This window comes from Acidovorax sp. NCPPB 3576 (assembly GCF_028473605.1).
GTDB lineage: Bacteria > Pseudomonadota > Gammaproteobacteria > Burkholderiales > Burkholderiaceae_C > Paracidovorax.
In genome coordinates this window covers 4,531,294-4,549,260 of the sequence record NZ_CP097267.1, presented here as the reverse complement: position 1 = coordinate 4,549,260, position 17,967 = coordinate 4,531,294, and the positions used below count along the sequence as shown (strand labels likewise).

At 69.9% G+C, this 17,967-nt stretch carries 18 protein-coding genes; 4 read left to right on the top strand and 14 right to left on the bottom strand.

Features of this window, described 5'->3' with window-relative positions; genetic code table 11:
* Positions 1 to 38 precede the first annotated feature (38 nt).
* Positions 39 to 725 carry a DNA-3-methyladenine glycosylase I gene (locus M5C98_RS20715; protein WP_272549314.1) on the top strand — a complete coding sequence of 229 codons (687 nt, stop codon included), beginning with the start codon at positions 39 to 41 and terminating at the stop codon, positions 723 to 725.
* A 15-nt stretch (positions 726 to 740) separates the two neighbouring features.
* Here the strand turns inward: M5C98_RS20715 and M5C98_RS20710 are convergent, their stop codons facing one another.
* Together M5C98_RS20710 and M5C98_RS20705 are read right to left on the bottom strand one after the other, a co-directional pair.
* Positions 741 to 1,289 (bottom strand): hypothetical protein, encoded by a 549-nt coding sequence (locus M5C98_RS20710; RefSeq protein WP_272549313.1) that lies wholly within the window; start codon positions 1,287 to 1,289, stop codon positions 741 to 743.
* Between the two features lie 73 nt (positions 1,290 to 1,362).
* Complete coding sequence (locus tag M5C98_RS20705) at positions 1,363 to 1,797, bottom strand: helix-turn-helix domain-containing protein (protein ID WP_272549312.1); 435 nt, start codon at positions 1,795 to 1,797, stop codon at positions 1,363 to 1,365.
* Positions 1,798 to 1,871: 74 nt separating this feature from the next.
* Here M5C98_RS20705 and M5C98_RS20700 point away from each other — a divergent pair, with 74 nt between their 5' ends.
* On the top strand, positions 1,872 to 2,750 hold the full coding sequence (locus M5C98_RS20700) for a class I SAM-dependent methyltransferase (RefSeq protein WP_272549311.1): 879 nt from the start codon (positions 1,872 to 1,874) through the stop codon (positions 2,748 to 2,750).
* A 107-nt stretch (positions 2,751 to 2,857) separates the two neighbouring features.
* On the opposite strand, the gene M5C98_RS20695 is transcribed toward M5C98_RS20700, so the two are convergent.
* The 7 genes from M5C98_RS20695 to M5C98_RS20665 form a co-directional block, all read right to left on the bottom strand.
* Entirely contained in the window at positions 2,858 to 3,028 is a 171-nt protein-coding gene (locus M5C98_RS20695) for a hypothetical protein (protein WP_272549310.1), read from the bottom strand.
* A 117-nt stretch (positions 3,029 to 3,145) separates the two neighbouring features.
* Complete coding sequence (locus M5C98_RS20690; protein WP_442867300.1) at positions 3,146 to 3,541, bottom strand: RidA family protein; 396 nt, start codon at positions 3,539 to 3,541, stop codon at positions 3,146 to 3,148.
* 2 nt (positions 3,542 to 3,543) lie between these two features.
* A complete protein-coding gene (locus M5C98_RS20685; RefSeq protein WP_272549308.1) occupies positions 3,544 to 5,223 on the bottom strand; it encodes an AMP-binding protein in 1,680 nt (559 codons plus the stop codon).
* Positions 5,220 to 6,545: an acyl-CoA dehydrogenase family protein gene (locus M5C98_RS20680; RefSeq protein WP_272549307.1), complete on the bottom strand. Its 1,326-nt coding sequence runs from the start codon at positions 6,543 to 6,545 to the stop codon at positions 5,220 to 5,222. Before M5C98_RS20680 ends, M5C98_RS20685 begins: the two co-directional genes overlap by 4 nt.
* A 4-nt stretch (positions 6,546 to 6,549) precedes the next feature.
* Positions 6,550 to 7,404 (bottom strand): enoyl-CoA hydratase family protein, encoded by an 855-nt coding sequence (locus M5C98_RS20675; RefSeq protein WP_272549306.1) that lies wholly within the window; start codon positions 7,402 to 7,404, stop codon positions 6,550 to 6,552.
* Positions 7,401 to 7,898: a MarR family winged helix-turn-helix transcriptional regulator gene (locus tag M5C98_RS20670; RefSeq protein WP_272549305.1), complete on the bottom strand. Its 498-nt coding sequence runs from the start codon at positions 7,896 to 7,898 to the stop codon at positions 7,401 to 7,403. The genes M5C98_RS20675 and M5C98_RS20670 overlap by 4 nt, the downstream gene beginning before the upstream one ends.
* A gap of 5 nt (positions 7,899 to 7,903) precedes the next feature.
* The gene (locus tag M5C98_RS20665) at positions 7,904 to 10,327 is read right to left on the bottom strand and encodes a bifunctional salicylyl-CoA 5-hydroxylase/oxidoreductase (protein ID WP_272549304.1); all 2,424 of its coding nucleotides are present in this window, start codon (positions 10,325 to 10,327) and stop codon (positions 7,904 to 7,906) included.
* A gap of 243 nt (positions 10,328 to 10,570) precedes the next feature.
* On the opposite strand from M5C98_RS20665, the gene M5C98_RS20660 reads away from it, so the two are divergent.
* Entirely contained in the window at positions 10,571 to 10,894 is a 324-nt protein-coding gene (locus M5C98_RS20660; protein WP_272549303.1) for a DUF1840 domain-containing protein, read from the top strand.
* 352 nt (positions 10,895 to 11,246) lie between these two features.
* Positions 11,247 to 11,657, top strand: a complete 411-nt coding sequence (locus tag M5C98_RS20655) for a structural protein P5 (RefSeq protein ID WP_272549302.1) — start codon at positions 11,247 to 11,249, stop codon at positions 11,655 to 11,657.
* Positions 11,658 to 11,694: 37 nt separating this feature from the next.
* On the opposite strand, the gene M5C98_RS20650 is transcribed toward M5C98_RS20655, so the two are convergent.
* The 5 genes from M5C98_RS20650 to M5C98_RS20630 all read right to left on the bottom strand — a co-directional run bounded on the left by M5C98_RS20650 (position 11,695) and on the right by M5C98_RS20630 (position 17,868).
* Positions 11,695 to 12,753, bottom strand: coding sequence for a Bug family tripartite tricarboxylate transporter substrate binding protein (locus M5C98_RS20650; protein ID WP_272549301.1), 1,059 nt, complete (start codon positions 12,751 to 12,753; stop codon positions 11,695 to 11,697).
* 246 nt (positions 12,754 to 12,999) lie between these two features.
* On the bottom strand, positions 13,000 to 13,989 hold the full coding sequence (locus M5C98_RS20645; RefSeq protein WP_272549300.1) for a tripartite tricarboxylate transporter substrate-binding protein: 990 nt from the start codon (positions 13,987 to 13,989) through the stop codon (positions 13,000 to 13,002).
* A gap of 183 nt (positions 13,990 to 14,172) precedes the next feature.
* The gene (locus tag M5C98_RS20640) at positions 14,173 to 15,420 is read right to left on the bottom strand and encodes a phenylacetate--CoA ligase family protein (RefSeq protein WP_272549299.1); all 1,248 of its coding nucleotides are present in this window, start codon (positions 15,418 to 15,420) and stop codon (positions 14,173 to 14,175) included.
* A 107-nt stretch (positions 15,421 to 15,527) separates the two neighbouring features.
* Positions 15,528 to 16,337 carry an ABC transporter ATP-binding protein gene (locus M5C98_RS20635; protein ID WP_272549298.1) on the bottom strand — a complete coding sequence of 270 codons (810 nt, stop codon included), beginning with the start codon at positions 16,335 to 16,337 and terminating at the stop codon, positions 15,528 to 15,530.
* A 205-nt stretch (positions 16,338 to 16,542) separates the two neighbouring features.
* Complete coding sequence (locus M5C98_RS20630; RefSeq protein ID WP_272549297.1) at positions 16,543 to 17,868, bottom strand: ABC transporter substrate-binding protein; 1,326 nt, start codon at positions 17,866 to 17,868, stop codon at positions 16,543 to 16,545.
* Positions 17,869 to 17,967 lie beyond the last annotated feature (99 nt).

Genomic DNA, 17,967 nt, shown 5'->3' with positions numbered 1-17,967 from the left:
CGATGTCCCCGCGTTCGGGGCGCGGGCAGAATCGATGCATGCCTGCCCCTCTTTCCGCTCCTGTTCCCGCCCCTGCCTCTCCGAGCCCGGACAGCGGCTTGTTCACCGACGAAGCCGGATGCGCCCGCTGCCAGTGGTGCAGCGCCACGCCGCTGTACCGCCACTACCACGACCACGAATGGGGCTTTCCGGTTGCGGACGACCGGCGCCTGTATGAAAAGCTGTGCCTGGAAGGCTTTCAGGCGGGCCTGAGCTGGCTCACCATCCTGAACAAGCGCGAAGCCTTCCGCGCGGGGTTCGCCCATTTCGACGCCGAGCAGGTGGCGCGCTTCGGTGCGGCCGACGTGCAGCGGCTGCTGGGCGATGCCGGCATCGTGCGCCACCGCGGCAAGATCGAGTCGGCCATCCAGAACGCGCAGCGCGTGCTGGAACTGCGCCGCGAGTTCGGCTCGCTGGCGCACTACGTGTGGCGCTTCGCCCCGGCCGCCGCCGAGGGGCGCCCCGGCCGCATCACGCTGGAGTCGGTGCGCGCCATGCCCACCACGCCGGCTTCGGTGGCGATGTCCAAGGACTTGAAAAAGCGGGGTTTCAGCTTCGTCGGTCCCACCACGGTCTATGCCTTCATGCAGGCCATGGGGCTGGTCAACGACCATTTCGAGGGCTGCAGCGTGCGCGCGGCGGCCGAGGCGGCGCGTGCGGCGTTCGTGGTGCCCGGTCCGGGCTGATCGCCGGGCCGCGGGCTACACCACCGTGTCGGAGCGGATCACGATGCGGTCAAAGCCCAGGTGCTGCATGCATTCGCGCAGGATGAGCAGCGTGGCGGCGAAGGCGGAGCCCTCGGGCAGCCCTTCCTGGGCGGGCGGGCGGCCCATGGCCACGGCGGCCAGGCGGTGGAAGGTGCGCTCCACGGCATCGAGCGGCAGGGTCATCTCGGGCTGCGCCTCGATGCCGGCCGCCAGCGCCACCTGCCGGATGCCGGCGTCGGCCGTGTAGAGCGTGGTGCCCGGCGGCAACACCGCGTGCACCGGCATCACGGCGTCTTCCACCACCTGGATGGCATGCTCCAGCTCGCCCTCGGCCGGGGGATCGTGGCGAAAGCACGCGGCGGCCGTGGCGTAGTAGCCCACCTCAAGGGTGCGCAGCAGCAGGGCCTGGGCCTGGGTGCCGCTGGCAATGGACGAATGGCCCGCTCCGATGCGCAGTGCCGTGATGGGGCTTCCGGCCAGCGGCCCCGCCTGCAACGCCTGGTAGAGGGTGCCGGCGTCGTTGGGTGAAAGGTGGGTGGACATGGTGCGGTCCCGGCAGGTGGAAAGGGGTGGACCGATTGTGCCCCGTTGCCGCAGGCCATGGGGCCCTGCCGGGTCACCGGCCTGGATCGGCGGGCCGCCCGGGCCGGCCGATGGCCGCCCCCGCCCCGGCGGTGCGCAGGAGGCGCCGGAAGGTGGGGCATTCCATGTGGCTGGGCGCCTGGCAGCGCGCAGCGTGCTGCAGCCCGTCGCGCATGGCGGTGAGCTGGCGGATGGTGGTGTCCAGGTCGTCGGCCTGGGCCAGTAGCCGGCCGCGGTCGATGCGCGGCTGGCCGTCGGGGCCGAACATCTGCCCGATGGCGTCCAGCGAGAAGCCGGCCGCGCGCCCGAGCGCGATGAGCGCCAGCCGCTCCACCACGCCCGCATCGAACAGCCGCCGCAGGCCGTGCCGCCCGACGGAGGCGATCAGCCCTTTTTCTTCGTAGAAGCGCAGCGTCGATGCCGGCAGGCCCGAACGGCGTGCCACCTCGGCGATGTCCAGGATCTCCATGGGCTTGACCTCAAGTCGGCTTGAAGTCGCACAGTCTAGCTTTCACCCCCTTTCCGCGCACCCAGGAGGCCTCCATGAACCCACCCCTTTCGATCGATTCCCCGCAAGCCGCGCTCTGGAACGGCGCCGCCGGCCATGCCTGGGTCCAGGCGCAACCCCTGCTCGACCGCATGTTCGCGCCCTTCGAGACCGTGCTCGCCGATGCGGCCGACGCCCCCGGCGCGGGGCCCGGCATGCAGGTGCTCGACATCGGCTGCGGCACCGGGGCCACCACGCTGGCTATCGCCCGCCGGCTGGGGCAGGAGGGGCGCTGCACCGGGATCGACCTCTCCGCGCCCATGGTCGCCGCGGCGCGCCAGCGCAGCCTGCGCGAGGGGCTGCCTGCGCCGCGCGCGGACTTCGTCTGTGCCGATGCGCAGGTCCATGCCTTCGCGCCGGCTTCCGTGGATCGGCTGGTGTCGCGCTTCGGGGTCATGTTCTTCGGCGACCCGGTGGCGGCGTTCGCCAACCTGCACCGCGCGGCGCGCCCCGGCGCCAGCTTGTGCGCCGTCGCGTGGCGCAGCGCGGCGGAGAACCCCTTCATGACGGCCGCCGAGCGCGCCGCAGCCCCGCTGCTGCCCGGCCTGCCCGCGCGCCAGCCGGATGCGCCGGGCCAGTTCGCTTTCGCGGACCGCGAGCGGGTGGCGGGCATCCTGCAGGCCAGTGGCTGGGACGGCATCGAGATCGAGCCCCTTGATGCCGTCTGCACCCTGCGGCGCGACGAACTGGTGCCTTATTTCACCGGCCTCGGTCCGGTCGGCCTGGCCCTGCGCGGCGCCGACGGGCCGACCCGTGCCCGGGTCATCCAAGCCGTGCGGGCAGCCTTCGAGCCCTTTGTGCAGGGCGAGGCGGTGCGCTTCCGTGCGGCCTGCTGGCGGATCACCGCGCAGGTGACGGCGCGCTACCGGTTCTGAGCCGGCGTGCGGAGCGTGGCGGCACCGCGTGGGGGCTCAGCCATCGCCCCATGAAAAAAGCCCTCCGGAGAGGGCTTTGGCGTTGCGCTGGGCGCGAAGGGGGCTTTTCAGCCGCCCTTCTTGGAGCGCTTGCCGGGGTTCTTCTTGCTGCGGGTGGCGACGCCACGCTCCAGGCTCACGCGCTGGCCGCGGCCGGGGGTGGACAGGGTCACGCCGGGCAGTGGCTGGGGACGGGGGGTGCGCTTGCGGTCGGCTTCGGTAACGATCTTGTTGCCCATTTGGGAGGCTCCTGGAGAGAAAAGTGAAAAACACGCTATTAGGCCACATCGTGCAGCCGTGCCCGGTGCGGGCGGTTTCAGCCCCTGCCGGGCGTTGAGAAGTGCCGGGCGCCGCGCTCAGTCCGGCAGCACGGCGGTCGCCTCGATCTCGATGCGTGCGCGCGCTTCCATGAGGCCGGCGACCTGCACGCAGGCCATGGCGGGAAAGTGCTTGCCCAGCACCTCGCGGTAGGCCGCGCCCAGCTCTTTCAGGCGCGCGTTGTATTCCTCGCGGTCCACCACGTACCAGGTCATGCGCACCAGGTGCTCGGGGCCGGCGCCGCCGGCCTCCAGCACGGCGCGCACGTTCAGGAAGGTCTGGCGGGCCTGGACGATGAAGTCGTCGCTCTCGAACTCCTGGCGGGCGTTCCAGCCAATCTGGCCGCCCACGAAGAGCAGCGTGCCGCGGGCGGCCACGCCATTGGCGTAGCCCTTGGGGGGCGCCCAGTCGGGCGGTTGCAGTCGGGTGTGCAGGGTCATGTCTTGTGGGAAGGAAGTGGGGCGTTGGCGGCCGCAGCGGCCGCGCTGTCGCGGGCCAGCGCGGCGGCCTGGCGCAGCTTGAAGCGCTGCAGCTTGCCGGTCTCGGTGCGCGGCAGGGCGGTGGCGAACTCCACGATGCGCGGGTATTTGAAGGGGGCGATGCTGGCCTTCACGTGGTCCTGCAGCGCCTTGGCCAGGGCGTCGTCGCCGGCATGGCCGGGGCGCAGCACGCAGATGGCCTTGACGACCATGCCGCGCTCGTCGTCGGGCACGCCGATCACGGCGCACTCGGCCACGGCGGGGTGGCGCAGCAGGGCATCTTCGACCTCGGGGCCGCCCACGTTGTAGCCGGCGGTGATGATCATGTCGTCGTCGCGCGCCTGGTAGAAGAAGTAGCCGTCGGCGTCCTGCACGAAGGCGTCGCCCGGGTGGTTCCAGCCGTTCTTCACGTAGTTGGCCTGGCGCGCATCGTCCAGGTAGCGGCAGCCCGTGGGGCCGATCACGGCGAGCTTGCCCACCGTGCCGCGCGGCAGCTCGCGCCCGCGCCCGTCCACCACCCTGGCCTGGTAGCCCGGCACCACGCGGCCGATGGCGCCGCGGCGTACTTCGCTGCCGGCCGACGAGATGAAGATGTGGAACATCTCGGTGGCGCCGATGCCGTCGGTCATCTCGATGCCGGTGGCGTCCTTCCACAACTGGCGCGTGGCGTCCGGCAGGGCCTCGCCCGCGCTCACGCAGGTGCGCAGCGCCGGCAGGCCCAGGGCCTTGGCGAAGGGCGCCATCTGCCGGTAGAAGGTGGGTGCGGTGTAGCAGACGGTGGCGCCCACCTCGCGCATCAGCCGCACCATCACCTCGGGGGTGTAGGGCACGTCGGGAAAGTACACGCTCGCGCAGGCGGCCATGGGAAAGAGCAGCAGCCCGCCCAGCCCGAAGGTGAAGGCCAGCGGAGGCGATCCGACCACGATGTCCTCGGGCGTGGAGCGCAGCACATGGTGCGGCCACGCGCCGCAGGCGGCCAGCACGTCGCGGTGGCTGTGCACGGGCGCCTTGGGGTGCCCGGTGGTGCCCGACGTGAAGGCCATGAGCGCGATGTCGTCCGCCGCGGTGGGGCAGGCGGGCAGCGGCGCGCAGCCGGCCGCGCGCACCAGCAGGTCGTCGGCCGCCGGCGCGGTGTGGAAGGGCACGATGGCGCGCAGCACCGGGTGCTGTGCCTGCGCGGCCTGCAGTTCGTCCAGCAGGCGCCCGTCGCACAGCGCGGCAGCGGGCTGGGCGCGCTCGATCACGTCGGACAGCTCCCGCGCGCGCAGCAGCGGCATGGTGGCCACGGCGATCAGGCCGGCCTGCACCACGGCCAGCCAGGCGAGTGCCATCTCGGGCGTGTTGCCGCCGCGCAGCAGCACGCGGTTGCCGGGCACCAGGCCCAGGCCGTCCACCAGCACGCGGGCGATGCGCGCGACCTCGTCCTGCGCCTGCGCGTAGGTCCAGGTGCGCGTGGGCGAGCGCAGCAGCGGCCGCCCGCCGTGCCCCGCCTGCGCGGCGCGCTCGAACAGCACCTGCACGAGGTTGGCCTGCGCCGGCACCTGCAGCGAGGGCAGGTCGTAGTGCAGCGCGGGCCACTGCTCGCGCGGCGGCAGGCGGTCGTGGACGAAGGTGTCGGTCTGTGCGCTGGGGGTCATGTCTGCTCCTGCAGGACGGCTTTGCCGATGATGAGCTGCTGCACTTCGGTGGCGCCTTCGTAGATGCGCAGCGCGCGGATGTCGCGGTACAGCGATTCGATCTTGGCGCCCACCTCCACGCCGCGCCCGCCGTGCATCTGCAGGGCCATGTCGATCACGCGCTGGGCGTTCTCGGTGGCGGTCATCTTGGCCATCGCAGCGGCGACGCTGCGATTTCGAGCCTCGGCGGCCACGCTGCGATTCCGAACCTCGGCGGCCACGCTGCGATGGCGGGCCTCGGCGGCATCGGGCGCGCGGCCCGCGGACAGCGATTCATCGCGCATCCATGCCGCCCGGTACGTGAGCAGCGCCGCGCCATCGACCAGCGCCGCCATCTCGCCCAGCTTGGCCTGCGTGAGCTGGAAGTCGCCCAGCGTCTGGCCGAACATGCGGCGTGTGCGGGCGTGGTGCACCGCCTCGGCGAGCGCGCGGCGCGCCAGCCCCAACGCGGCGCCCGCCACCGAGGCGCGAAAGATGTCCAGCGTGCGCATGGCCAGCTTGAAGCCGCCGTGCAGCTCGCCCAGCAGCGCATCGGCTGGCACGGTGCAGCCGTCGAACGCGAGCGTGGCCAGCGGGTGCGGCGCCATCACGTGGATGTGGCGCGAATCGTCCAGGCCCGGCGTGGGCGCATCCACGACGAAAGCGCTGATGCCGCGCGTGCCGCCGGCCGGGTCGGTCTTGGCGAACACGCAGTAGAAGTCGGCGATGCCGCCGTTGCTGATCCAGGTCTTGGTGCCGCTCAGCGTGTAGGCGCCCATGGCATCGCCAGCCGTTTCTGAGCCGTTTTGGCCCTGCGCCGGCGGATTGTTTGCCTGTGTTGCTATGGTTTGCATAGCGCCCACGTCGGAGCCGGCCTCCGGCTCGCTGAGCGCGAAGGCGGCGATCTTCTCGCCGCGCGCCACGGCGGGCAGGTAGCGCGCCTGCTGCTCGGCGCTGCCGGCCAGCGTGATGGCGCCGCTGCCCAGGCCCTGCATGGCGAAGGCGAAGTCGGCCAGGGGCGAGTGGTAGGCCAGGGTCTCGCGCAGCAGCACCAGCGCGCGGGAATCGAGTTCGGCCAGCGCGCCGCCGTGCGCGGCGGGCACGCAGTAGCGCAGCCAGCCGCCGTCGCCCAGGCGGCGCACCCATTCGCGACAGGCGGCGCGGTCGTCGGATTCGTCCACCGCCTGCGCGGCGGCCCAGGGCACCAGGCCATCGATCAGCGCCCGGTGGGCGTCGCCGAAGAACGGCAGGGCCAGGTGCGTCGTGGAAGGGGCGGCGGGCGCGGAGGGCGTGGTGGCGTGCATGGCCTCAATCCCCCGCGAACACGGGTTTCTGCTTGGCCGCGAACGCCTCGTAGGCGCGGCGGAAGTCCTGCGTCTGCATGCAGATGGCCTGCGCCTGGGCCTCGGCCTCGATGGCCTGGTCAATGGTCATGCTCCACTCCTGGCCCAGCATGGTCTTGGTCATGCCGTGCGCGAACGTGGGCCCTTCTGCCAGCGTGCGGGCCATGCCCTGCACCTGCGCCAGCAGGTCGGCCGATTCGTGCAGGCCGTTGAAGAAGCCCCAGGCCAGCCCTTCCTGCGCGGTCATCGCGCGCCCGGTGAACAGCAGCTCGGAGGCGCGGCCCTGCCCGATCATGCGCGGCAGCAGCGCGCAGGCGCCCATGTCGGCGCCGGCCAGGCCCACGCGGGTGAACAGGAACGCGGTGCGAGCGGCGGGCGTGCCGTAGCGCAGGTCGCAGGCCAGCGCCACCATGGCGCCGGCGCCGGCGCAGATGCCGTCGATGGCGCCCAGCACCGGCTGTGGGCAGGCGCGGATGGCCTTCACCAGGTCGCCCGTCATGCGCGTGAACTCCAGCAGCTCGGGCATGGACATGCCGGTGAGCGGGCCGATGATTTCGTGCACGTCGCCGCCCGAGCAGAAGTTGCCGCCCGCACCGGTCACCACCACGGCCTTCACGTCGGTGGCGGTGCGCAGCGCGCCGAAGAAGTCGCGCAGCTCGGCATAGCTTTGGAAGGTGAGCGGGTTCTTGCGCTCGGGGCGGTCCAGCGTGATGGTGCCCACGCCGCGGTCGAACTGCCAGGCGAAGTGCCGTGCCGCGTAGGGGGCCTGGGGCTCGAACTGCGGGCGCATGGGATTGCCCGCGGAGATGTAGTGCTTCATGCAGTGGTTTCCTGAAGGGATGGGGCGGGCTGCGCGTGTGCTTTCACTTTGCCGAGCAGCCGGTGGAGGGTGGCGATGTCGCGTTCGCCGAGCGGGCCGAAGGCCTCGACGATCCATTGCGCGTGCGCGCGGGCCATCGCGTCGAACTGCTCGCGCCCATGGGGCGTGAGCCGCACGAGGAACACGCGGCGGTCGCCCGCCACGTCCACGCGCTCCACCAGCCCTTCGGCGACGAGCTGGTCGGTGATGCCGGTCACGTTGCCGCTGGTGACCATCATGCGGCGCGAGAGGTCCTTCATCTTCAGGCCCTCGGGCGTGCGTTCGAGCTGCGCCATCAGGTCGAAGCGCGGCAGCGTGGTGCCGAACTGGTCGCGCAGGCGGGCGCGCACCTGCTTTTCCACCAGCTGCGTGCAGGTGAGCAGGCGCAGCCACAGGCGCAGGGCCTCGGGGTGCTCGCTGGGCGCGGCGCCGTGCAGGCGGGCTTCGAGGTCCATCGCTTTTAGTCCGTCGTGTCGTTTGCTATTGTTTTTATAGCTACATGCCCTAGTGATGATTGCGCTGTAGCCTGTTTTTGCTTGGAGGCCTCGCGCAGCAGCTGGTCGCGGCCGGGGCCGTAGGGGCGCGGCCAGTGCACATGGCGGCTGGCCGTGTCGCCCAGTTGCGCGGCGGCGTGCAGCGTCCAGGCCGGGTCGGCCAGGTGCGGGCGGGCCAGGGCGCACAGGTCGGCGCGGCCGGCGGCGATGATGCCGTTGGCATGGTCGGCCTCGCTGATGGCGCCCACGGCCATGGTGGCGATCTCCACCTCGTTGCGGATGCGGTCGGCGAACGGCGTCTGGTACATGCGCCCGTACACCGGACGGGCGGCGCGCGTGGTCTGCCCGGAAGAGACGTCGATCAGGTCGCAGCCCGCGGCCTTGAACCACCGCGCCATGGCCACGGCGTCGTCCGGCGTGGTGCCGCCGGGCGCCCAGTCGTGGGCCGAGATGCGCACGCTCATGGGGCGCTCGGCGGGCCACGCGGCGCGCACCGCGGCGAACACTTCGAGCGGGTAGCGGCAGCGGTTTTCCAGGCTGCCGCCGTATTCGTCGGTGCGCTGGTTGGTGAGCGGGCTGATGAAGCTGGCCAGCAGGTAGCCGTGCGCGCAGTGCAGCTCCAGCCAGTCGAAGCCGCAGGCGGCCGCGCGCCGTGCGCTGGCCACGAAGGCGGCGGTGAGCGCGTCCATGTCGGCGCGCGTCAGCGCGGCGGGCGTCTGGTTCTGCGGGCCGTAGGGCAGGGCGCTGGCGGCGCGCAGCGGCCAGTTGCCGTGCGGATCGCCCTCGGGCAGGGGCTCGTCCGTGCCCTCCCAGCCCACGCGGGTGGAGCCCTTGGGGCCGCTGTGGCCCAGCTGCAGGCCGATCTTCGCGCGGCTGCTGCCGTGCACGAAATCCACGATGCGCGCGAAGGCGGCCTGCTGGGCATCGTTCCACAGCCCGGTGCAGGCGGGCGTGATGCGGCCGTCGGGCGTGGGGCTGGTCATCTCCACCATCACCAGTGCCGCGCCGCCGAGCGCGCGGGCGCCCAGGTGCACCAGGTGAAAGTCCTGCGGCACGCCATCGACCGCGCTGTAGGTGGCCATGGGCGAGACGACGATGCGGTTATCGAGCGTGAGGCCGCGCAGCGTGAAGGGCGTGAGCATGGGCGGCACCGCAGCGCCGCTGTCGCCGGGCGCGGCGGCGGGTGCCGGGGCCGCGCCGACCGTGGGGCGCGCCTGGGCCAGCCAGGCCTCGTAGCCCTCCAGCCAGCGCGCATCGCGCAGGCGCAGGTTCTCGTGGCTGATGCGCTGGCTGCGCGTGAGCAGCGAATACGCGAACTGCTCCACCGGCAGGCGGCTGTAGCGCGCCACGTTCTCGAACCACTCGGTGGAGTTGCGCGCAGCGTTCTGGATCTTGAGCACCTCGACGCTGCGGCGCGCCTCGTAGTCGTGCAGCGCCTGCTCCAGGGTCGCGCCGGTGGCCAGGGCCTGGGCCAGGTCGATGGCGTCTTCCAGCGCGAGCTTGGTGCCGCTGCCGATCGAGAAATGCGCCGTGTGCGCTGCATCGCCCATCAGCACGATGGGCACCGCCTTGCCGGCGATGGTTTCGCGGTGCACCCAGGTGCGGCAGATCACGCGCGGAAAGCGAATCCAGTTGGCCGAGCCGCGCAGGTGCATGGCGTTGCTGATGAGCGGGTGCCCGCCCAGGTAGTGCGCGAAGAGTTTTTCGCAAAAGGCGATGGCCTCGGGCTGCTCCATGCGGTCCAGCCCGTGGGCCTGCCACACGGCCTCGGGCGTCTCGATGATGAAGGTGGAGGTGTCGGCGTCGAACTGGTAGGCGTGCGCCTGGAACCAGCCGTGCTCGGTCTCTTCGAACGCGAAGGTGAAGGCCTCGAACTTCTGGTGCGTGCCCAGCCACACGAAGCGGCACTGGCGCAGGTCGATGTCGGGCTGGAAGACCTCGGCATAGCGCGTGCGGATGCGGCTGTTCAGGCCGTCGCTGGCGATCACGAGGTCTGCGCCATAGCGCGCGGCCAGGGCTTGGTCGTCGGCCACGTCGGTCTCGAACACCAGCTCCACGCCCAGCGCCAGGCAGCGCTCCTGCAGGATGTTGAGCAGCCGCTTGCGCCCGATGCCGCAAAACCCGTGGCCGCTGGAGCGCACGCTGCGCCCGCGCAAAAACACCTCCACGTCGTCCCAGTGGTTGAACGCATCGCCGATCTGCGCGGCGGTTTCGGGGTCGGCCGCCTGCAGGTTGGCCAGCGTCTGGTCCGACAGCACCACGCCCCAGCCGAAGGTGTCGAACGGCCGGTTGCGCTCCACCACCACGACGCGGTGCGCCGGGTCCTGCCGCTTCATCAGCAGCGCGAAATAAAGGCCGGCGGGACCACCGCCGATGCACAGGATGTTCATGTGAAAACAGTTTAGGCTTAAACAAACTGCTGTCAATGGGGCACGCCCGTGTCGGACAACGGCCATTGACGCTGCGTGCGGGCGGTTGAAGAATCGGCGGCTGAACGGCGGCGCCCAGGCCTGGGCTGCGATGGCGCGCGGCGGGCCCGCTGAACCCTTCCCGGACCGCCAGTCCCGATCCTCCACCTGTACCGGCCAGGCCGGTCGTTGGCATTCAATACCCTGATACGGAATCCACCACCCATGCTCTACAAATTCAAATCCCGCGCCACCGCCGATGTGATCATGCTCGAGCCCAACGGCCGCCAACTGCTGCAGATCATGGGCAAGTCCACCGATCCGCACGGCATCGTGACCGCCGCGCAGATCCCCGCCGCCCTCCAGGCCCTGGAGGCCGCCATCGCGGCGGACGAAGCCAAAGCCCCGCCGGACGCCGGCCAGGCGCAGGCCAAGGACGACGACGATGCAGGCGAGCGCCCCGACACCGTGCGCCTGCGCCAGCGCGCGGCGCCGATCATCGACATGCTCAAGCGCAGCGCCGCGCAAGGGCACGACGTGGTCTGGTGAGCCAGGCCGGACCGGCGCTTCGGCAGGTTGGCCACAAGGCCGGCCACGCGGGCGTCGGCCGCGGCAGGCAGGGCCATCTGGCGGAGAGGGTGAAGGCCAGGATTCCCGCTGGCGTGCCGGATTTTTCCGCCGCGAACGCTTTTGATTTCCGCAGCGCGGCACCAGCGGTGGCGGTGGGGCCGGCCGGGCCTTAAAAGTTCTGAATCCTGCTTCAGTGCGGCATGGAAAGCGTGAATTTCAGGACCCGGGCACCTACAGTTCGAGTCCGAAGCCAGGGCTCGAGCGACTGTCACGCGAGACCCGGGCCCACCGCCCACCGTGGGCGCCATACCCTGCGTTCTCACCGCTTTTCATGTTGACTCTCGTTCCGCGCGGCATCCGCAACCACAATCCCGGCAACATCGTGCGCAACCACATCGGCTGGCGCGGCATGGCCGAGGACCAGTCGGCCGACCCCCGGTTCGTGGTGTTCTGCGAGCCGTACTGGGGCCTGCGTGCCATGGCCCTGCTGCTGCGCAACTACCAGGCCAAGCACCAGCTGTGCACCATCGACGGCATCATCCGCCGTTGGGCGGCATGCGGCGAGTGCGACCCCTGCGACTACGTGCGGCAGGTCGCCGGCAGCCTGAACATCAGCCCGCACGCCTTCATCTGCCTGAACGCCGCGACCCTGCCCCCGGTCATGCGCACCATCGTGCAGTTGGAAAACGGCATGCAGCCCTATCCCGATGGGTTGATCGCCCGGGCGGTCTGCGCGTACTGAACGCCCACTGGGGGGCGTGCGGCCTCGCCGCCGCGGCTCAATCCACCTTCGCGCCCGACGCCTTCACCACCTGCGCCCACTTCCTGTGCTCGCTGTCGATGTGCTTGGCGAACTCGGCCGGCGAATTGCCGCCGGGGATCGCTCCCTGCGCGAGCATGCGTTCCTTGACGGCTGGGGTGGCGAGGGCCTTGGCGGTTTCCTGCTGGATGCGGGCCACGATCTCGGGCGGGGTGCCGGCCGGGGCGAGCAGGCCGAACCACGAGCTGGCTTCGTAGCCCTTGAGGTCGGGGCCTCCGACTTCTTCCACCGTGGGCACATCGGGCAACGCGGGCGAGCGGTGGGCGCTGGTCACGGCCAGGGCCTTGAGCTTGCCGGCCTTGATCTGCGCCATGGAAGACGGCAGGTTGTCGAACATCACGTCCATGTTGCCGCCCACCAAGTCCAGCAGCGCGGGGCCGGAGCCGCGGTAGGGCATGTGCAGCATGTAGGTGCCGGTCATGCTCTTGAAGAGCTCGCCGGCCAGGTGGATCGAGGTGCCGTTGCCGCTGGAGGCCATGTTCAGCTGGCCGGGGTGGGCCTTGGCATAGCGGATGAAGTCGGCCACGGAGCCGATGCCCAGCGTGCGCGCCTTGTCGGCGTTGATCTCCATCACGTTGGGCACGGCGGCCACGAGGGTGACAGGCACGAAGTCCTTGATGGGGTCGTAGGGCAGCTTGTTGTACAGCGCGCGGTTGATGCCGTGCGTGCCGACCGTGCCCATCAGCAAGGTATAGCCGTCGGCCGGCGATTTGGCGACCATTTCGGCGCCGATGTTGCCGCCCGCCCCGCCCCGGTTGTCCACGATGAACTGCTGGCCGAAGGCGCGGCCCAGTTCGGGCGCCACGGCGCGGGCCAGGATGTCGGTGGTGCCGCCGGGCGCGAACGGCACGACGATGCGCACCGGCTTGGTGGGCCACGCGCCGGACTGGGCATGGGCACTGGGAAGCGCATTCCAGAGGCCCGCGGCCAGCAGCAGGGTGGCGAGGGCCACGGCGCGCCGGCGCGGGGTGGAAAGAGGGGTGCGAAGGGTGGCGGACGGGGCAGCGGAAAAGCGCATGGGGGACGATCCTTGGTGCTTGCGGTCAATCCCCCGTTGTAGGCCCCGCGGCACGGGCAGGGCAGAGGGATGACCCGTAGGCCCGAGCGGGTTCCACACCGCGCAAAACGGGTGCCCCAAAGGAAAAAACCGCCCGGTGGCACGCGGCCATGGGCGGTTTGCGGGGCCGATGGGCGGGCACTGCGTTTCGCCGCAGCGCCCGGACCATCAGCGGTCAGCCGGTCAGCCGGTCAGCCGGTCAGCCGGTCAGTCGGCGTAGGTGCCGGCGGCCTTGATGATGGGCGCCCACTTGTCGATTTCGGCCTGCACGAACTTCTTGTGCTCGGCGGGTTCGACGCGCTGGTCAGCGGCCACCACAGCGCCCAGGCCTTCCTGCTTCTTGATGAAGTCGGGGTCTTTCAGCGCGACCTTGAGGGCGTCGTTGATCTTCTTGAGCACGTCGGCCGGCGTGCCCTTGGGCGCGTAAAGGCCGTGCCAGATCGTGACCTGGAAGTCCTTCAAGCCGGATTCGGCCAGCGTGGGCAGGTCCTTGAGCGACGGCGTCGTCAGGCGCTTGGACGTGGTGACGGCATAGGCCTTGACCTTCTTGGCCTCGATCTGCGACGTGGTGTTGGTGGTCTGGTCGCACAGCAGGTCGATCTGGCCGCCGATCAGGTCGGTGATGGCCGGGGCCGTTCCCTTGTAGGGCACGGGGGTCATCTCCACCTTGATGGCGCTCTGGAACAGCAGGCCGCACAGGTGCGAGGCGGCGCCCAGGCCGGCGTGGCCCAGGTTGATCTTGCCCTTGTTCTGGTCGATCCAGGTGGCCAGTTCCTTGTAGTTGTTGGCCGGCAGCGTGGGCTTGGCGATGAGCGTCATGGGCACGTCGTTCACGACGCCCAGGTACTCGAAGTCATTGGGCACGCTGAACGGCAGCTTGCGGTAGAGCGCCGGCATGGTGGCCATGGCGATGTGGTTGAGCAGCAGGGTGTAGCCGTCGGGGTTGGCACGCGCCACCTTGGCGGTGCCGATGCTGCTGCCGGCGCCGGCAGCGTTGTCGATCACCACGCTGATCCCGCCCAGCGGCTTGCGCATGGCCTCGGCCAGGTCGCGGGCCACGCGGTCGGTCGGGCCGCCGGCGGCGAAAGGAACGACGATCGTGACCGTCTTGTCCTTGGAGGGGTATCCCTGCGCGTGCGCGCCGAAAGCGGCGGCCACGGCAACGGCCACCAGTGCGGTCTTGAATGTGGTTTTCATGAGGTTCCTTTGAAAAGACGCGCCATGATAGCCACGGGTTTTTACGCCAGCATCAAGGTAATTACTTAGCAGTAACGTGTAGGGGATTAAAGGTTTATAGGCCTGCAGCGCATGTCTGTATTGGTTTTTATGCTATTGATATGGGAGCATTTGGTGCTCCCGTCCGGCGGGCGGGCGCCGGGCTCAGCGGTAGCTGCGGGCGTCCTCGATCACGCGGCCGTCGTTGGGCAGGGTGCCGGGCGGCACCATCTCGACCTCGCCGCGCAGCTTGGTCTGCTCGCGCATCGCCTCGGCCAGCTGCACGGCCAGGCCGGCTGCGGTCTCGGTGGTTTCCACGCGCAGCAGCATCTGGTCGCTGGCCATCTCGCCGCTCACCACCAGGCGCGCGCGCAGCACCTGCGGAAAGCGCCGCACGATGTCGGCCACCTGGCCCGGGTGCACGAACATGCCGCGCACCTTGGTGGTCTGGTCGGCGCGGCCCATCCAGCCTTTGATGCGGGTGTTGGTGCGGCCGGTGGGGCAGGCGCCGGGCAGCACGGCAGAGAGGTCGCCCGTGCCGAAGCGGATCAGCGGGTAGTCGGGGTTGAGCGTGGTCACCACCAGTTCTCCCACCTCGCCGTCGGGCACCGGGTCGCCGGTGCCTGGCCGCACGATCTCCACGATCACGCCCTCGTCCAGCACCAGGCCTTCGCGCGCACTGGTCTCGTAGGCGATCAGGCCCAGGTCGGCCGTGGCGTAGCACTGGTAGCCGGCCACGCCGCGCTCTGCGAGCCAATCGCGCAGCGAGGGCGGGAAGGCTTCGCCAGAGACAAGCGCCTTGATCACGCTGGGCAGCGGCGTGTCCAGCTCCACGGATTTGTCCAGCAGGATTTTCAGAAAGCTCGGCGTGCCGATGTAGCCCGCGGGTTTCAGCTCGGCCATGGCCTGCACCTGCTGCTCGGTCTGCCCCGTGCCGCCCGGGAACACGCTGCAGCCCAGCGCGTGCGCGCCGGTTTCCATCATCGAGCCGGCAGGCACGAAGTGGTAGCTGAAGCTGTTGTGGATCAGCTCGCCGGGCCGAAAGCCCGCGGCATGGATGGCCCGCGCCATGCGCCAGTAGTCGCGCCGCGTGCCCTCGGGCTCGTACAGGGTGCCGGGGCTGGCGAACACGCGCGGCATGGCGGCGCCGAACGACAGCGCGCTGAACCCGCCGAACACATTGGTGGCGCGCCCGGCCTGCTGGCGTGCGAGCAGCTCGTGCTTGCGCGTGACCGGCAAGGTGGCCAGCGCCTGGCGCGTGGCGATGCGCGCCGGATCGATGCCCTGCAGGATGCCGGCGAACGCGGGCGAGGCCCGCTGCGCATGCGCCACCTGCGCCGGCAGCGCAGCCATCAATGCGCTTTCGCGGGCTTCGGGCGGACGGGTTTCGAGGTCGTCGTAGAAAACGCTCATGGATATACCTCCGGGGTGCACGTTCTGGGCGTGCTGGGGATGGGAGACAAGCAAATGGTGGGCTGGACTGCGCCGCGCGGTCGCGGCGCGCCGGATTCGCGGTGGACCTAGGCCAGCCAGCGCTTGCGGCGCTTGTAGCTCTTGACGTCCTTGAAGCTCTTGCGCTCGCCGCCGCCCACGCCCAGGTAGAACTCCTTGACGTCCTCGTTGTTGGCCAGGTCGCTCGCCGCGCCGTCCATCACCACGCGGCCGCTTTCCATGATGTAGCCGTAGTCCGAGTATTTGAGCGCCATGTTGGTGTTCTGCTCGGCCAGCAGGAACGTCACCTTTTCCTTGGTGTTGAGGTCCTTCACGATGTTGAAGACCTCCTCCACGATCTGCGGTGCCAGGCCCATCGAGGGCTCGTCGAGCAGCACCATGCTGGGGTTGGCCATGAGCGCACGGCCGATGGCGCACATCTGCTGCTCGCCACCCGAGGTGTAGGCGGCCTGCGAGGTGCGGCGGGTCTTCAGGCGCGGGAAATACGCGTACACCTTCTCCAGGTTGGCCGCGATCTCGGCGCGGCTGGTGCGGGTGTACGAGCCCGTCATCAGGTTCTCTTCGATGGTCAGGTGGGCGAAGCAGTGGCGGCCCTCCATCACCTGCACCACGCCGCGCTGCACGAGGTCGGCGGGCGATAGGTTCTCGATGCGCTCGCCGCGCAGCTCGATGCTGCCCTTGGTGACCGCGCCGCGCTCGCCCTGCAGCAGGTTGGAGATGGCGCGCAGCGTGGTGGTCTTGCCCGCGCCGTTGCCGCCCAGGATGGCGACGATGCCGCCCTCGGGCACCTGCAGCGAGACGCCCTTGAGCACGAGGATCACGTGGTTGTAGATCACCTCGATGCCGTTGACGTTCAGGACGATGTTCTTAGGTTCCATGGTGTTGCCTTCGCTGTGCCAATCGAAAAAGTTGCCGTGCAGCGCTTTCGGTTGGCGGCTGTGAACACAGCCTTTGAAACCGGCGCGTCCCATGCCAGCAGACGCCGCGCAAGGGCCGCCCCGCGGCGCTGGCGTCGTCCCCCTTCCGCTTCGCGCAGCGAAGCCAGAGAAGGGGGAAGCCGCGCAGCGGCTCAGGGGGTTGTCCTTAGCTCTGGCAGTCCGCCGCATCGCGGCTCGTCATCTTCTTGTCGGCCAGGTACTTGTCGGAGCCGGCCTTGATCATGGGTTTGAGGATCTGCTCGTCCGCCTGATACCAGTCGGAGGAAAAGTCCCACTTCTTGCCGTCCCACGTGTGCACGCGCGACCAGGTGGAGCCCATGTGGTCGGAGCAGCTCGTGGACAGCGGCCGCATGATCCCGCTGAAGCCCAGCGCGTCGAGCTTCTTCTGGTCGAGCGCGAGGTTCTCCATGCCCCAGCGCACCTGCTCGCCGGTCATGACCTTGCCCTTGCCGAAACGCTCCTGCGCGCGGCGCACGGATTCGACGGCCAGCATCTGGATGATCACGCCGCGCGTGTACAGCACCGATCCCACTTCGTCCTTCGGCCCCGTGCCCTGGCCCTTGTCGTGCACGTTCTTCAGGATGTCCTGGATCACCTTGGACTGCGGGCCGTAGCCGTTGAGCGCCAGCGCGTGGTAGCCCTTGGCGCCTTCGCCCACGTCGCGCACGTCCGGCTCGGCACCGGCCCACCACACGCCATAGAGCTTGTCGCGCGGGAAGCCCGTGGCCTGCGCTTCCTTCAGGGCGGTGGAGTTCATCACGCCCCAGCCCCACAGCAGCACGTAGTCGGGGCGGCTCTGGCGCACCTGCAGCCAGGTGGCTTTCTGCTCCACGCCGGGGGCGGTCACGGGCAGCATCTGCAGCTCGAAGCCGTGCATCTTGGCGCGCTCCTGCAGCACCGGAATGGGCTCCTTGCCGAACGGGCTGTCGTGATAGACCAGCGCGATCTTCTTGCCCTTGAGCTTGTCCAGCCCGCCGGCCTGCTTGCCGATGTGCTGGATCAGGATGTCGGCGCCCGTCCAGTAGCTGCCCATGAAGGGGAAGTTCCACTTGAAGGCCATGCCGTCCTGCGCGACCGACAGGCCGTAGCCCAGCGTCATGAGCGGGATCTTGTCCACGGGGGCTTTCTCGGTCAGCGCGAAGGTGATGCCGGTGGCCTGCGGATCGAACAGCGCCACGCCGGGGCGGCCCTTCAGGCGCTCGTAGCACTCCACGCCGCGGTCGGTGGCGTAGCCGGTCTCGCATTCCTCGAACGTGAGCTTGACGCCGTTCACGCCGCCGTCGCGGGCGTTGATCATCTTGATGTAGTCCTGCTTGCCGTTGGCCCACGGCACGCCGTTGGGCGCATACGGCCCCGTGCGGTACGACAGCAGCGGAAAGAACTGCTCCTTGGCCTGCGCGAAGGCGCTGGTCGCCACGGACGCACTGCCTGCCGCCACGAGGGCGGCGATCACGAGTTTCGAAAGCTTCATTTGTCTCTCCTTGGAAATTGAATGGTCTGAAGCACGGTGGGGGAAATGGCAAGCGTTCAGGTGAGCGGGCGCGGCCCATCGGCGGGACGCCGAGCAAGG